Raw genomic sequence first — 14,529 nt, forward strand, 5'->3', positions numbered from 1 at the left:
CGGTGGAGCAGGCGGCGAGGCCGGCGACGAGCAGGCCTGCGGTGGTGAGGCCGAGTGCGGTCTTGGTGAAGCTGCGCATGATGAAGTCCTTTGCTGTGGAGTGTGGGGGCTTGCTTGGTATGCAGGTGGTTCGGCCCCACCCCGGAAAAGGTTTGGTCTTAACGAAAAATCGCGCCTGTCCGTGAGACAGGCGCGACTTTCGCGAGCGGGAGTAGCGGTTACGGCTCCAGGCGGGTCGGCCCGCGGAACAGGTAGGTGACCTCGCGGATGGATGCCTGGTGCAGCATCAGCATCAGCACGCGGGCCAGGCCCATGCCGAAGCCACCGTGGGACGGTACCCCGTAACGGAAGAAGTCCAGGTAACCCGCGATCTCGGCCGGGTCGAGACCCTTCTCCACGGCCTGCTCGACGAGGACGTCGATGCGGTGCTCACGCTGCGCGCCGGTGGAGATCTCGGTGCCGTTGAAGATCAGGTCGTAGCTGTTGGTCAGGCTCGCGTCGCCCTCGTGGCGCATGTGATAGAACGGGCGGATGCTCGACGCGTAGTCGGTGAGGAACACGAACTCGTGCCCGTAGGTCTCGGCGACGTACGCCGCGATCTGGCGCTCGCCCTCGGGGTCCATGTCGTCGTCTTCACGGGGAACCTCGTAGCCGCGGCTCTTGACGATCTCCTTGGCCTCGGCCAGCGGGATGCGTGGGAACGGCGTGCTCGGCACGGTGACCTCGACGCCGAACAGCGCGAGCACCTCCTCGCCGTGCTTGGCCTTCACCGCGGTGAACGCGGCCACGAGCAGGTCCTCGTGCAGTTGCATGACGTCTTCGTGGCTGTCGATCCAACTGATCTCCGAGTCAACGCTGGTGAACTCGGTGGCGTGCCGACTGGTGAACGACGGGTCGGCCCGGAACGCCGGCCCCACCTCGAAGATCTTGCCGAAACCTGCGGACTGCGCCATCTGCTTGAAGAACTGCGGGCTCTGCGCCAGGTAGGCCTTGCGGTCGAAGTACTCCACCTCGAACAGCTCGGCGCGGGACTCGCTCGCGCTGGCCATCAGCTTCGGGGTGTGCAGCTCGATGAAGTCGTGCTCGATCCAGTACGTGCGCAGGGCGTGCTCGAACGTGGTCTGGATGCGGAAGATGAGGCTCGCCTTGGGCTGGCGCAGGTCGAGGAAGCGCCAGTCCATACGCTTGTCCAGGCTGGAGTCTGCCGCGATCGGGGTCTCCGGGATGGCGAGGGTGACGACCTCGAGGGACGCCAGCTTGATCTCGATGCCGCCGAGCTTGACGCGCTCGTCGTGCTTGAGCTGCCCGGTCACGGTGACGAAGCTGCCCTGGGACAGGCCGGAGATGGTGGTCGCCGGCTCGTCGTCGACGACGACACCCTCGGCATCCGTGGTGCGTGGATTGACCAGCTGCACGGCGCCGGATTCGTCGCGCAAGACGACGAATTGCACCTTCTTCTGGTCTCGGACGGTTTCAACCCATCCGGACACGGAAACGAGACCGTCGTCGAGGGCAGCAAGGTTCTTGATCAGTACGCGCGCATTCACCCCCTGAGTTTAGCCGCACAGCTCTCGGCGAATTCGCGGGTGACCTCTCCGTAGACTGGAGCGTGTGGTAGCTAGCCAGGTACATCTCGTGCGGCACGGTGAGGTTTTTAACCCCGAGCGCGTGCTTTACGGCAGACTTCCCGGCTTTCGGCTGTCCGATTTGGGGCAGCGGATGGCCGAGGCGGCTGCCGCAGACCTCGTCGAGCGTGGGCGCCCCGTGGGGCGGATCATCGCCTCGCCGCTGCAGCGCACCCAGGAGTCGGCAGCCCCGATCATGGCGGCCTTCGGCCTGCCCATCCACCTCGACGAGCGCATCATCGAGCCCGCCAACCGCTTCGAGGGCAAGCGGATGCGCGGCCCCGGCGGCGCCCTGCGCGACCCGCGCACCTGGCCCAGCCTGATCAACCCTGCCCGGCCCAGTTGGGGCGAGCCTTTCGCGTCCATCTCTGCTCGGATGCTCGCCGCCATCGACGATGCCTTCCATTCGGTCGACGACGGTGACGTCGTTCTGGTCAGCCACCAGCTGCCGATCTGGATGGTGCACCGCACCCTGGCCCACGAACGCCTCGCCCACGACCCGCGCAAACGCCGCTGTGACCTGTCCAGCATCACCACGCTGTCGTTGCACGACAATGTGCCCGCCGAGGTCGGCTATGCGAGTCCCGCCGCCGCCCTTCTGGTGCCGGCCAACGATGTAGGTGCAGTGTGAGTCGCCGACCACGCCTGATTCCTGCCGCCCTGATCGGCCTCGTCAGCCTCGGCCTCGTGCTGACCGGGTGCACCAGCGACGACCCGCTCGCCGCGCAGTACCGTGAAGGCAGCGGCAAGGGCTACATCGCCGGCGACGGCAGCGTCACCGAAATCGCCGCCGAAGATCGCGGCGAGTCCGTCGTCTTCGACGGCACCCTCGAGGACGGCTCCACGGTCAGCTCCGACGACTACACAGGCGAGGTCCTCGTGGTCAACTTCTGGTACGCCAGCTGCGCCCCCTGCCGCGCCGAGGCCCCGGACCTCAAGACGATCAGCGAGGAATTCGCCGGTCAGGGCGCCAGCTTCCTCGGTGTGAACGTGCGCGACCAGGCGCCCAGCGCCATCGCCTTCAACGAAAGCTACGAGATCAGCTACCCATCGGTGATGGATGTCGACGACGGCGGCCTGCAGCTCGCCTTCAGCGGCAGCATCCCCCCGAACGCCGTGCCCACCACCCTGGTGCTGGACTCCTCTGGTCGGGTCGCCGCGCGCATCCTCGGCCAGGTCAACTCGCCGTCCATCCTGGAAACCCTGATCAAGGACACGATTGCCGAGGACGGCTAGGCGTGGGCAATCCCTTCGGCGAGATCGTCTTCAGCGGGCAACTGTTCCTGGCGATCCCGATCGCCGTGCTGGCCGGGCTCGTCTCGTTCGCGTCCCCGTGCATCCTGCCGCTCGTGCCCGGCTACCTGGCCTACATCGGCGGGTTCGCCGACGGGAGTAGCGGGTCGAAGCTCTCCGCGCGCCGGGGACGCAACCGGCTGCTGCTGGGCGTGGCCCTGTTCATCCTCGGCTTCACCCTGGTCTTCGTGCTCACCGGCGTGGTGTTCGGCGTCGCCGGGTTCTGGCTCAACCAGTACCGTGACCTGATCACCCGCGTCGCCGGCGCCGTCGTGATCCTGCTCGGCCTGGTCTTCGTCGGTCAGTTCGGCGCGATGCAGCGCACCATCAAGACCTCCTGGCGGCCGCGGATGGGCCTGGCCGGCGCTCCGGTGCTCGGCGCGGTCTTCGCGGTCGGCTGGACCCCGTGCACCGGCCCCACGCTCACGGCCATCAACTCGCTCAGCCTGAGCACCGGCTCACCGTGGCAGGGCGGCCTGCTGGCGCTGTTCTACGCGCTCGGCCTGGGCATCCCGTTTCTGCTGATCGCCCTGGGCCTGAACTGGGCCACCGGGGCCGTAGCCTTTCTCAAGCGTCATATCCGAGCGATCAACCTGTTCGGCGGCGTGCTCCTGATCGTTATCGGGGTGCTCATGGTGAGCGGCGTGTGGAATGCCTGGCTCCTGAACCTGCAAGGGGTGATTGGCAGCTATGTCCCGGCCATCTGACCACATCGACTCCGCCCCGGCGCCCACCGGCGACGGGATCACCCAGCCCAAACTCGGTTTTGTCGGCACCCTGCGTTGGTTCTGGCGTCAGCTCACCAGCATGCGCACCGCGCTGTTCCTGCTGCTGCTGCTCGCCATCGCGGCGGTGCCCGGCTCGCTGGTGCCCCAGCGCAGCTCCGACCCGAACGGCGTCACCCAGTACTTCACCGACAACCCCGACCTGGCGCCGGTGCTCGACAAGATCCAGGCGTTCGACGTGTACTCCTCCGCCTGGTTCTCCTCCATCTACCTGCTGCTGTTCGTCTCGCTGATCGGCTGCGTCATCCCGCGCACCAAGCACCACCTGCAGGCCCTGCGCGCCAAACCGCCCAAGACCCCCGCGCGCCTCGGCCGGCTGGCCGGCTTCACCACCCGCACGGCCCCGGCCGGCACGGATGCCGCCACCGCCGTCGCCTCCGCCCGCACCGTCCTCAAGCAGGGTCGCTACCGGGTGGCGCTGTTCGAGAGCCCCACTGAGTTCTCGGTCTCGGCCGAGCGCGGCTACCTGCGTGAGACCGGCAACCTGGTCTTCCACTCCGCCCTGGTCGGTCTCCTCGTGGTGGTCGGCTTCGGCAGCGGCTTCGGCTTCAGCGGCCAACGAGTGCTCGTGGAGGGCCAGACCTTCGTCAACACGCTGCTGGCCTACGACTCGTTCAACCCCGGCCGGTTCTTCGACGACACCGAACTGGACCCGTACACGCTCACCCTCGACGACTTCACGGTGAGCTACGAGACCGCGAACCTCGAGGCGTTCGGCCAGCCCGTCGACTTCACCGCCGGCGTCACGCTCACCCCGCGCGGCGGCGACGCCGAGCCCGGCGCGGTGCGGGTCAACGACCCGCTGCGCACCGGCGGCACCAGCGTCTACCTGCTCGGCAACGGCTACGCGCCCACCATCACGGTGAAGGACCCTGAGGGCACAGTGGTGTTCACCGACTCCGTGCCGTTCCTGCCGCAGGACGCCAACCTCACCTCGCTGGGCATCGTGAAGGTGCCGGACGGCCTCGCCGAGCAGGTGGGCCTGGTCGGCTTCTTCTACCCGACCCAAGACGAGAGCAGCACCGGCTCGTACTTCTCCAGCTTCCCCGACCTTGAGTACCCGGTGCTCACCCTCAATGTGTACGCGGGTGACCTGGGCCTGGACGAGGGTGTGCCCACCTCGGTGTACTCCCTCGACACCGACTCCATGGAGCCGCTGGCCACCCGCACGAGCGACATCCAGCCGCTCGAACTCAAGCCAGGCGAAACCCAGGAGCTGCCCAACGGGCTGGGCTCGGTGACCTTCGAGAACGCCACCCCGGATGCCGCGGCGGGAGACTTCTCAGGCTCGGTGCCGCGGTTCGCGTCGTTCGATATCCACCACGACCCCACCCAGGGCTGGGTGCTGCTGTTCGCGGTGCTCGTGCTCGGTGGGCTGCTCACCTCGCTGTTCGTGCCGCGCCGTCGGCTCTGGGTGAAGGCCATTGACCAGGCGGATGGCTCGGTGCGGCTCGAATACGCCGGCCTCGCCCGCGGGGAGGACCCGGCCCTGGAGTCGGCCGTCACCGCCCTCGCCGACCGGCACATCGCCCTGCTGGAACGCTCGGCCCCGGTCGTTTCACCCGTCGAACCCGCTTAGGCTGTACTGGTGAATCTGAACGAGCTCTCGATCCTCAGCCTGTACTCGGCCATGGCCGTCTACGCGTTGGCGTTCATCGCCTTCTCGATCGACCTGGCCAAGCGCAGCTCTGCGGTGGACGCGGCCGATGTCGAGTCCGCCAAGGCCCGAGCGGGCGAGGCCACCTCGGTGGGTTCCGCCGGCGGAACCAGCACCCTCACCCGCATCAGCGCCCGGATGGTCAACGATGCGGCGACGCCGTACGGCCGCTCCGCCAGCCTGCGGGTGGGCGTCTCGCTGACCGTGCTCGCCTGGGGCCTGCAGCTCGTGGCCACGGTGTTGCGCGGCATCGCCGCCGAGCGGGTGCCGTGGGCCAACATGTACGAGTTCGCGATGACCGGAACTCTCCTCATCGTCACGGTGTACCTGATCCTGCTGACCCGCATCGATCTGCGATTCCTGGGCACCTTCGTCACCGGACTTGTCCTGATCCTGCTCGGCATAGCCCAGCAGTATTACGTGGAAGTGGCCCCGCTGCCGCCGGCTCTGCAGTCGGTGTGGTTGGTCATCCACGTGTTCGTGGCGTCTCTCGCCACAGGGTTCTTCGCCCTCGGCTTCGCGCTCTCGTTCGTGCAGCTGCTGCAGGCCCGCCGCGAGGACCGGGTGGATACCGACAAGCCCGGCCGGCTCAAGTTCCTGAAGACCCTGCCGTCGGCGGTCACCCTGGAGAACCTGGCCTACCGCACCAACATCATCGGTTTCATCCTGTGGACCTTCACCCTCATGGCCGGCTCGATCTGGGCCGAACGGGCCTGGGGCCGGTACTGGGGTTGGGACACCAAAGAGGTCTGGACCTTCATCATCTGGGTGATCTACGCCGGGTACATCCACGCGCGGGCCACCCGGGGCTGGCGCGGATCGCGGTCGGCCTGGCTGGCGATCATCGGCTTCGCCGCCGTGATGTTCAACTTCGGCGTCGTGAACGTGTTCTTCAAGGGCCTGCACGCCTACTCCGGCCTGTAACCCGCGGCGAGGGTCGCGCCCGCTCGGTCCGCGCCCGATCGCCGGATCCGCAATGGGCGGGTGCCACGCCGTTATGCGGGTGGCGCGCCACCCGCACAACGGCGCCTAACCCGCAGAGCTCTAGGCGGGCCCTGCGTCGCGCCTCCTGATTACTCGGCGAGCAGGGCGTGCACGCGGGTGATGCGGGCGAGCCACCAGTCGCGCCGCTCAGGGCTGGCCGCGTAGGTGTCGAGAAGGTCGGCATCCGGCACCACCCGGCGCACCGGGATGCTGCCATCAACGGGCAGCAGCGGTTCATGGGTGACGTCGGCGGCCAGCAACGACGCGGTGGCCAGGCCGCAGTCGTAGTCGAGCTCGGGCAGCGCCGCCGCCAGGAACGCGCCCATCGAGATGCCGATCGAGGTGTCGAGGGCGCTGGAGACGATCAGCGGCAGGCCGGTCTCGGCCTGGATCGCGAGCACAGCGCGGATGCCGCCGAGCGGCTGCACCTTGACCACCAGGAGGTCGGCAGCGCCTGAGCGGGACACCAGCAGGGGATCGGACTCCTTGCGCACGCTCTCGTCGGCGGCAATCGGCAGGTCGAGGTAGTCGGTGCGGCGGCGGATCTCGGCCAACTCGTCGATCGACGCGCACGGCTGTTCGACGTACTCGAGGTCGAACTCGGCCAGGGCGTGGATCGCGTGCTCGGCCTCGTCGAGGTTCCAGAGCCCGTTGGCATCCACCCGGATGCGTCCCTCCGCGCCGAGTGCCTTGCGTACCGCGCGCACCCGCTCCACGTCTTCGGCGAGGGTCTGGCCGGGGTCGGCGACCTTCACCTTGGCGGTGCGGCAGCCGGGGAACCGGGCCAGAAGTGCCGGCACGTCGGCGGCGTCGATGGCCGGCACCGTCGCGTTCACCGGAACCCGGTCTCGTCGAAGGGCCGGGCTCTCTTCCCAACCGAACTCCAGCGCAGCCCGCAGCCAGGCCGACGCCTCTTCATCGTCGTACTCCACGAAGGGGGAGAACTCGGTCCAGCCGGCCGGCCCCTCGATCAATACGGCTTCACGGCTGGTGAGGCCGCGGAAGCCGGTGACGAGGGGGAGGTCGACCACGCGGGCGGTGGCGAGCACGTCGTGCAGTGAAGGGAGCATGGCTCTAGTGTGCCAGCATCCGCGGGTCCGCCCCTGAGCCGTTCATTCGGTGGAATCGGCGACGAACGTCTCCTCGGGAGTGAGCGTCACGTCCGGACCGTTGGGCTGCACGTCCACGATGGCGATCGCGGTGCCCGGAGAGATGAGCAGATAGGCATCCTGATAGCGCCCGGCGCCGCTGTTGACCCGCAGCCAGGTGGGCACGCCGGCCGCCGCCGCGTCGGAGATCTCGGCTCGGAGTGATTCGAGTGTGCGGTCGCCGAGCGTGTACGGCTTACCGCCGTAGACGATGTCGATGCGGGTCACGAATCATCCTTACCGTTCGACGTGGATCCCAGGCGGTGCGGCTCCGGCACGATCTGCAGGCCGCCCGATGAATTCGCGGTCAGCATCAGCGCCTCGATCCAGTCGCGGTTGAGGCTGGGCGAACGACCGCCGAAATACTTGTAGGCCAAGGGGATGCTGGGATGCATCCAGATGGTGCTCCGTCCGTCACCGCCCTGCGGGTCGTCTCGCCAGGTGAAATAGAAGCACTCGCCCCGGCGTAGCTTGGCACCGATCACTACCTGGATGTGCGCGAGCACGCGATCATCGAAATCCGCCGTGAGGCTCGAATCGTACGTCAGCTTGCCCATTGCACCACTCCGTTGATAGGGGTAGGTGTTACGCTACGCCGGTTTTCGCTTCTAGTCCCTGAGATATCGCTCGAGTCGTGGCACCTTTAGGAGGGCCAAGGCTCGCTTCTCGATCTGTCGGACCCGCTCCCGCGTCACCCCCTGGATGACCGCGATCTGGTCGAGCGTGCGAGGTTCCTCACCGGTGAGACCGAAGCGGGCTGTGAGGATGGACCGCTCCCGGTCGGGCAGGGCATCGAGATAAAACGTGATGTCGGCAGCCCGCAGTGTGATGGTGGCGCACTCATCGGGCTGGGGCAGGTCGTCATCGATGATCAGCTCGGCGATGTCGCCGATGCCGTCGCCGACCGGTGCGTGCAGCGAGATGGGCTCGTTGTCGTACTGCAGCAGGCGGGACACGTCCCGCACCGCGATCTGCGACAGCTCGGCGATCTCCTTGAGCGTCGGTTCCCTGTCGAGGGTGCTGGTGAGGTCGCGGCGGATGCGCTTGATCTTGTTGAGCTTCTCGGCGGTGTGCACCGGGATGCGGATCATGCGAGACTTGTCGGCCATGCCGCGGTGGATGGCCTGCCGGATCCACCAGGTGGCGTAGGTGGAGAACTTGAATCCGGTCATGAAGTCGTACTTCTCCACCGCCCGCACCAGGCCGATGTTGCCGTCCTGCACGAGGTCCATGATCGGGACGCCGCGGCCGGAGTAGTGCTTGGCGATGCTCACCACGAGACGCAGGTTGGCCTCGATGAAGTGGTTCTTCGCCCGCCGGCCCTCGAACACCAGGCAGGTGAGTTCGCGCTTGAACTCGGGGGTCACCGGGGTGCCTTCGGCTTCCGCCCGGTTCATCTTCTCCTCGGCGAACAGGCCCACCTCGATCTTGCGGGCCAGATCCACCTCGTCCTCGGCCGAGAGCAGGGGGCCCTTGCCGATGCGGCGCAGGTAGTCGCCGAAGGCATCCGTGGATGCCCGGCTGTAGCGGGAGGTGGCCGCGGCGCTGGCGGCGGCCGACGGCGAATACGACGACGGGGTCGACTCCGGCGGCGCTGCCGGGGTTTGAGTTGTGGCGCGAGCGCTCGCACGGGTGGTGGGCGGCTGGACGATGGTTGTCATGCGAGAACCCCCCGGGGGAGAAGACTGGCTGTGGCACGGTCAAAGGAAGTGAAGTAGGCGCGTTCCCGCGGACGACCGAGGTTGGTCACCTCGAAGGCGCTGCCAACGATCTGGATGAAGCCGAGTAGGGCGGTCGGGTCGTCATGCTCGATGCCATGGTCTGCGACGCGCCACTCCGTGGGGGAGAGTTCGGTGATCTCGACGTCGCCGAGGCCGAGGGCCGTGTCGTCGACGGTGCTGCCGGGTATGGGTGTCGGGTTCAGGACAGGAGCGGTGTAGGTTTCGGCGCTGGTGACGGGTGCGTATTCGGGTAACGCGGTGTCGGGTGCCGAGGGGCTGTTGTGAAACATGACCACCTCCAGGTCGTTCGGGTGACATAAGTACACAACTCGGCGTCAAGCCCGTTCAAGGGGTTGACGGGGAAGCCGCCGAGGAGGTACACCTGAATAGCCCTCATGTCTGGTGTGAGCGGTCCCAGCTGTATATCGGTCCATGTCAGGACCCGGCGACCAACCCGGCAGCCTGAGCCTGCCGCGTAGTCTGGTGCCATGCCCGAACTGGTTTCAGAGATCTTCGACCCGACCCAGTGGCGTTCGGTGGATGGCTTCGGCGCTCTTGCCGACATCACCTATCACCACGACCTCACCGGCCGCATCGCCCGCGTGGCCTTCAACCGGCCGGAGGTGCGCAACGCCTTCAGGCCGCAAACCGTCGACGAACTCTACGCCGCCCTCGAGGACGCCCGCACCAATCCGCACATCGGCGTGGTGCTGCTCACCGGCAACGGCCCGAGCGCGCGCGACGGTGGCTGGGCGTTCTGCTCCGGCGGCGACCAGCGCATCCGCGGCAGGGACGGCTATAAGTACGGTGAGGGCGAGACCGCCAGCGGCATCGACAAGGCCAGGGGCGGCCGGCTGCACATCCTCGAGGTGCAGCGTCTGATCCGTTTCATGCCCAAGGTCGTCATCGCCGTGATCCCCGGCTGGGCGGCGGGCGGCGGGCACTCCCTGCACGTGGTCTGCGACCTCAGCATCGCCAGCGCCGAGCACGGCAAGTTCAAGCAGACGGATGCCGATGTCGGCTCCTTCGACGGCGGCTACGGCAGCGCATATTTCGCCCGCCAGGTGGGCCAGAAGGCGGCCAGGGAGGTCTTCTTCCTCGCCCGCGAGTACTCGGCCCAACGGGCTCTCGAGATGGGCGCGATCAACGCCGTCGTCCCGCACGCCGAGCTGGAGAACGAGGCGCTGGACTGGGCGCGCACAATTCTGACCAAGTCGCCCACGGCCATCCGGATGCTCAAGTTCGCCTTCAACGCCGTGGACGACGGCATGGTCGGGCAGCAGGTCTTCGCGGGTGAGGCCACCCGCCTGGCCTACGGCACCGACGAGGCCGTCGAGGGCCGGGACTCGTTCCTTGAGAAGCGCGAACCGGACTGGTCGCCGTACCCCTGGCAGTTCTAGGGGATGCGGTGAGGCCCGTCCGCGCCGTTCCCGCCGGGGATCCGCTGCACCTGCTGACCGAGTTGCGCCTGGCGCTCTCCGCCACGGGTGACGCGCTGCTACCGGTGCCGGTGCCGTCGCCTACGGCCGACAACGGAACCGGGGCCGACCGGGCCGGGCTCGGACCGGTGCCGCGCCGAGTGACCGTGGTGATCGAAACATCGGGCTCGACGGCCGCGCCCAAACGGGTGATGCTCAGCACCGACGCGTTGCTCGCCTCCGCGGCAGCGTCGAGCGTGGCCCTCGGCGGCGACGGCCAATGGTTACTCGCCCTGCCCGCCCACTACATCGCCGGCGTGCAGGTGCTCGTGCGGTCGATCGTGGCCGGCACCGAACCCGTTCTGCTGCCGCCCGGCCACTTCGATCCCGTCGTCTTCGCCGAGTACGCCCGCCGCCTCGTCGAACCGTTGCGGTTCACCTCGCTGGTTCCCGTGCAGCTGGCCCGGCTGCTGGATGCCGCCGACGCCGACCCGGCGATCCTGACCGTGCTGCGGCGCTTCACCGGCATCCTCGTGGGCGGCCAGGCCGTGGCCCCGGCACTGATCGACCGGGCCGAACGGCAGAAGATCCGCGTGTTGCGCACCTACGGTTCGTCCGAGACCGCCGGCGGCTGCGTGTACGACGGCGTCCCGATCGGCAACACCTTGGTGCGTGCCGTCGACGGGCAGCTCGAGATCAGCGGAGCGGTACTCGCCGACGGGTACCTCGGCGATGAGGATCGCACCGGCGACAGATTCCGGGACGACCACGGCGTGCGCTGGTACCGCACGGGCGACCTGGGTGCGGTCGCCGTCGACGGCACCGTGAGCGTCACCGGCCGGGCCGACAACGTGATCGTCTCCGGCGGTGAGAAAGTGTCGCTCGATGCCGTCGAGGCCCTCGTGCGCAGCCTTCCTGGGCTGGGCGATGCCGTCGTGGTGCGCGCCGCCGACCCGGTCTGGGGGCAGACACCGGTGGTGGTGCTGGTAGCCGCTGCGCCGCCGGCGTTGGAAGCCGTGCGCGCCGCCGCGGCCTCGGCTCTGGGCCGCGCCGCCCGCCCCTCTCGCATCGTGACCGTCGAGACCCTCCCGCTCCTGGCCTCGGGAAAGCCGGACCGGCAGGCGTTGGAAGCGTTCATCGCACGCTGAGGGCCCGGCCCGCGGGACTGCCCGACGGCCCGGCGGTGACCCGGCGGAGACCCGGATGCGGCCGGTAACATGAGGGCGTGGCACATGGAGCGCGGCCGAACGAGCCGAAACAACAGAAGTCCCGTCAGACCAGCCAGAACGGCGCCCGGAACACGGCGCCGACCGGGCCCAAGTACCCGGCGAAGTCGGGCAACCCGGCCCGGAAGAACTCTGCGAGGACCGGACCCGCACGCAGCGGGCCGGCAACTGCCGGCGACTGGATCTCCGGCGCGCGCCTCCGCACCTTGCCGCTGGCCGTCGCGCCGGTGGCGCTGGGAACCGGAGCCGCTGTCGTGGCCGGTGGCGCCGGCGAGTTCCACTGGGTGCGGGCACTGCTCGCGCTGGTGGTGGCGGTGAGCCTGCAGATCGGTGTGAACTACGCGAACGACTATTCCGACGGCATCCGCGGCACCGACAACCACCGGGTCGGCCCGGCTCGCCTCACCGGTGGGGGAGCCGCCAAGCCCCGCGCCGTGCTCACCGTGGCGCTGGCCTTCTTCGGCATCGCCGCCGTCGCCGGCCTGGTGCTCGTGGTGGTGAGCCAGTACTGGTGGTTGCTCGCCGTGGGCGCCCTGGCCATCGTGGCGGCCTGGTTCTACACCGGCGGTAAGAAGCCGTACGGCTACCTGGGCCTGGGCGAACTGTTCGTGTTCGTCTTCTTCGGCCTGGTGGCCACGGTCGGCACCACCTACGTGCAGGTGGGCACCGTCAACCTGGAGAGCTGGCTGAGCGCCGTCGCCATCGGCCTGATCGCCTGCGCGGTGCTGATGGTGAACAACCTGCGCGACATCAAGCCGGACAAGGCAGCCGGCAAGCGCACCCTCGCCGTGTGGATCGGCGCCAGGGCATCCCGCGTGGTGTTCTGCGTGTTCCTGCTGGTGCCCTTCGCCATAGCGGGCTTCTTCGCGCTGTTCTACCCGCTGGCCTGGCTCACCTTCTTCGTGCTGCTCCTGGTGCTGCCGGCCTGCCTGATCGTGGCGACCGCGAAGACCGCGAAGGAACTGATCCTGGTGCTCAAGCTCACCAGCTTGGCGGCGCTGCTCTACGGCATCACGCTCGGGCTGGCCTTCGCCCTGTAACGGCACAACTGCTGCCCGCAGCGGCAACAGATAGCGTCGAGCCGCCCGCTCAGCGGATGACTACGAGCAGACGACTACGAGCGGACGACTACGGCGCGGGCGGGGTGCGGCCGACGTTGGTCTGAGAAGCCGCGGCGCGGTCGACAGCGGCGTCCTCCGACTCGGCATCCGGGTGCACGGGCTCCTTGTCGCGGTGCCGCACCTCGTAAAGACCGCGGGCCACCGTTTCGCGCCGGGCGCGAAGGAAAATGTAGGACAGGCACAGGCCGATCACCGCGGCGAGCAGCGCCGCCAACCAGCCCTCGATGCCCAGCAGTGACAGCACCACGAAGGGCACGACGAACATCAGGACGCGGAGCACGGTGAAGACCAACCAGGCCGGAACAGCTTTCATACTTGCAGCTTAAACCGTGCCGCTGAGAGTACTCACCGATCTCTCGGCTGACCGGCCTACAATTAGCAGCATGTTCCGCCTGTTGTTCGGCCTCGGAGTCGTCGTCGTCATTCTCACCGTGTATGCGGTCGTGGATTGCGCGCTGTTCGACCGCAATCGTATACGTGGCGTGCCCCGGTGGGCCTGGATCCTGATGATCATCCTGCTGCCGGTGATCGGCGCCGTGCTGTGGCTGGTGATCGGTCGCGGCCGCCGCAGCACCGCCGCGAACACCGGCGGCCGGGTCACCCGGTCGATGGCCCCCGACGACGACCCCGACTTCCTGCGCGGCCTGGACCGCGTGAAGGACCAGGACCAGCGCATCCGCGATCTCGAGCAGGAACTGGCCGACTTCGACAAGATGGACCCGCCTGCCGACGACACACCCCATCCCGGCACCGCCGGAGTCGACCCCAAGAAGACCGAACCCGGTGAGGGTGACCAGCCGGGCCGACGGGATGCCTGAGACCACCGACGTTTCCGGCTCGACCACCCTGCCTGACACCGCACTCGTGCGTCCGGTCGCGCCGAGCGGCAGCCCCGCCACCGACTTCAGCGTGGCATTGCTGGCCGAGTTCGTGAGCCTCGGTGTGCGCGACATCGTGCTCAGCCCGGGGTCACGGTCCCAGGCGCTGGCGCTGGCAGCCACCGAATTCGAACGGCTCGGCCTGCTGCGCCTGCACGTGCGCATCGACGAGCGCGGGGCGGGCTTTCTCGCGCTCGGGCTCGCCATCGAGAGCGGTCGCCCCGCTCTGGTGGTCTGCACCTCCGGCACCGCTGTGGCCAACCTGCATCCCGCGGTGCTCGAGGCACACCATTCCGTGGTGCCCATGATCCTTCTCACCGCCGACAGGCCGGCCGAGCTGCGGGGCATCCGTTCGAACCAGACCACCGTGCAGCCGGGGATCTTTGCGGAGGCCGTGCGTCTCTGCGAGGACGTGGCAGCCCCCGACGGAACCGTGGGGGAGTCTGGCACCGCGATCGCCCTGGCCCGGCTGGCCTACGCGACGGCGCTGGGCACCCAGACGAACAACCCCGGCCCCGTGCAGCTGAACCTGGCGTTCCGTGAGCCGCTGTCCGCCGCCGTCGAGCTCGAGGCCGTCGCCGCTGCTGCGTCCCTGCCGGGCCGGCCGGATGCGGCGGCGCCCGCCGATCCGCCGCATCCGGTGCCGCCGGGTCCCCGCACCGTCGTCGTCGCC

17 protein-coding genes are annotated in these 14,529 nt (G+C 68.4%); 10 read left to right on the forward strand and 7 right to left on the reverse strand.

Annotated elements, in window-relative coordinates; all coding sequences use genetic code 11:
• Nucleotides 1-218 precede the first annotated feature (218 nt).
• Nucleotides 219-1,532: an aspartate--tRNA(Asn) ligase gene (gene aspS, locus E3O57_RS07360; protein WP_088457806.1), complete on the reverse strand. Its 1,314-nt coding sequence runs from the start codon at nt 1,530-1,532 to the stop codon at nt 219-221.
• Nucleotides 1,533-1,611: 79 nt separating this feature from the next.
• Here aspS and E3O57_RS07365 point away from each other — a divergent pair, with 79 nt between their 5' ends.
• From E3O57_RS07365 to ccsB, 5 genes are read left to right on the forward strand one after another with little or no spacing between them, the layout of a single operon-like run.
• The gene (locus E3O57_RS07365) at nt 1,612-2,256 is read left to right on the forward strand and encodes a histidine phosphatase family protein (RefSeq protein ID WP_088454969.1); all 645 of its coding nucleotides are present in this window, start codon (nt 1,612-1,614) and stop codon (nt 2,254-2,256) included.
• Entirely contained in the window at nt 2,253-2,861 is a 609-nt protein-coding gene (locus tag E3O57_RS07370; RefSeq protein WP_103478487.1) for a TlpA disulfide reductase family protein, read from the forward strand. The genes E3O57_RS07365 and E3O57_RS07370 overlap by 4 nt, the downstream gene beginning before the upstream one ends.
• A 2-nt stretch (nt 2,862-2,863) precedes the next feature.
• Entirely contained in the window at nt 2,864-3,625 is a 762-nt protein-coding gene (locus E3O57_RS07375; protein WP_088454971.1) for a cytochrome c biogenesis CcdA family protein, read from the forward strand.
• Nucleotides 3,609-5,282: a cytochrome c biogenesis protein ResB gene (locus E3O57_RS07380; RefSeq protein ID WP_088454972.1), complete on the forward strand. Its 1,674-nt coding sequence runs from the start codon at nt 3,609-3,611 to the stop codon at nt 5,280-5,282. The genes E3O57_RS07375 and E3O57_RS07380 overlap by 17 nt, the downstream gene beginning before the upstream one ends.
• Nucleotides 5,283-5,333: 51 nt before the next feature.
• Nucleotides 5,334-6,284 carry a c-type cytochrome biogenesis protein CcsB gene (gene ccsB / locus E3O57_RS07385; RefSeq protein ID WP_088457807.1) on the forward strand — a complete coding sequence of 317 codons (951 nt, stop codon included), beginning with the start codon at nt 5,334-5,336 and terminating at the stop codon, nt 6,282-6,284.
• Nucleotides 6,285-6,433: 149 nt separating this feature from the next.
• On the opposite strand, the gene E3O57_RS07390 is transcribed toward ccsB, so the two are convergent.
• Genes E3O57_RS07390 through E3O57_RS07410 form a run of 5 tightly spaced genes read right to left on the reverse strand, consistent with a single transcriptional unit; the run spans nt 6,434 to nt 9,503 of the window.
• Nucleotides 6,434-7,414: an o-succinylbenzoate synthase gene (locus E3O57_RS07390; RefSeq protein ID WP_088454973.1), complete on the reverse strand. Its 981-nt coding sequence runs from the start codon at nt 7,412-7,414 to the stop codon at nt 6,434-6,436.
• Between the two features lie 42 nt (nt 7,415-7,456).
• Nucleotides 7,457-7,720 carry a hypothetical protein gene (locus tag E3O57_RS07395; RefSeq protein WP_103430995.1) on the reverse strand — a complete coding sequence of 88 codons (264 nt, stop codon included), beginning with the start codon at nt 7,718-7,720 and terminating at the stop codon, nt 7,457-7,459.
• Nucleotides 7,717-8,049 carry an ATP-dependent DNA ligase gene (locus tag E3O57_RS07400; protein WP_088454975.1) on the reverse strand — a complete coding sequence of 111 codons (333 nt, stop codon included), beginning with the start codon at nt 8,047-8,049 and terminating at the stop codon, nt 7,717-7,719. Before E3O57_RS07400 ends, E3O57_RS07395 begins: the two co-directional genes overlap by 4 nt.
• 51 nt (nt 8,050-8,100) lie before the next feature.
• On the reverse strand, nt 8,101-9,153 hold the full coding sequence (locus tag E3O57_RS07405) for an RNA polymerase sigma factor RpoD/SigA (RefSeq protein ID WP_088454976.1): 1,053 nt from the start codon (nt 9,151-9,153) through the stop codon (nt 8,101-8,103).
• A complete protein-coding gene (locus E3O57_RS07410; protein ID WP_088454977.1) occupies nt 9,150-9,503 on the reverse strand; it encodes a hypothetical protein in 354 nt (117 codons plus the stop codon). The genes E3O57_RS07405 and E3O57_RS07410 overlap by 4 nt, the downstream gene beginning before the upstream one ends.
• Nucleotides 9,504-9,701: 198 nt before the next feature.
• On the opposite strand from E3O57_RS07410, the gene E3O57_RS07415 reads away from it, so the two are divergent.
• The 3 genes from E3O57_RS07415 to E3O57_RS07425 all read left to right on the forward strand — a co-directional run bounded on the left by E3O57_RS07415 (nt 9,702) and on the right by E3O57_RS07425 (nt 12,897).
• Complete coding sequence (locus tag E3O57_RS07415) at nt 9,702-10,613, forward strand: 1,4-dihydroxy-2-naphthoyl-CoA synthase (RefSeq protein ID WP_088454978.1); 912 nt, start codon at nt 9,702-9,704, stop codon at nt 10,611-10,613.
• A gap of 8 nt (nt 10,614-10,621) precedes the next feature.
• The gene (locus tag E3O57_RS07420; RefSeq protein ID WP_174776319.1) at nt 10,622-11,779 is read left to right on the forward strand and encodes an AMP-binding protein; all 1,158 of its coding nucleotides are present in this window, start codon (nt 10,622-10,624) and stop codon (nt 11,777-11,779) included.
• Nucleotides 11,780-11,856: 77 nt separating this feature from the next.
• A complete protein-coding gene (locus E3O57_RS07425) occupies nt 11,857-12,897 on the forward strand; it encodes a 1,4-dihydroxy-2-naphthoate polyprenyltransferase (RefSeq protein ID WP_088454979.1) in 1,041 nt (346 codons plus the stop codon).
• A gap of 88 nt (nt 12,898-12,985) precedes the next feature.
• Here the strand turns inward: E3O57_RS07425 and E3O57_RS07430 are convergent, their stop codons facing one another.
• The gene (locus E3O57_RS07430) at nt 12,986-13,291 is read right to left on the reverse strand and encodes a DUF4229 domain-containing protein (RefSeq protein ID WP_088454980.1); all 306 of its coding nucleotides are present in this window, start codon (nt 13,289-13,291) and stop codon (nt 12,986-12,988) included.
• A gap of 70 nt (nt 13,292-13,361) precedes the next feature.
• Between E3O57_RS07430 and E3O57_RS07435 the strand changes: the two genes are divergently transcribed.
• Both E3O57_RS07435 and E3O57_RS07440 read left to right on the forward strand, forming a co-directional pair.
• A complete protein-coding gene (locus E3O57_RS07435; RefSeq protein ID WP_088454981.1) occupies nt 13,362-13,796 on the forward strand; it encodes a PLD nuclease N-terminal domain-containing protein in 435 nt (144 codons plus the stop codon).
• Nucleotides 13,789-14,529, forward strand: a 741-nt coding sequence (locus E3O57_RS07440) for a thiamine pyrophosphate-binding protein (RefSeq protein WP_255455736.1), incomplete at its 3' end; no start/stop codon positions are given. The genes E3O57_RS07435 and E3O57_RS07440, both read left to right, overlap by 8 nt.

The sequence above is a fragment of the Cryobacterium sp. TMN-39-2 genome, assembly GCF_004402745.1.
GTDB classification, from domain to species: domain Bacteria; phylum Actinomycetota; class Actinomycetes; order Actinomycetales; family Microbacteriaceae; genus Cryobacterium; species Cryobacterium zongtaii.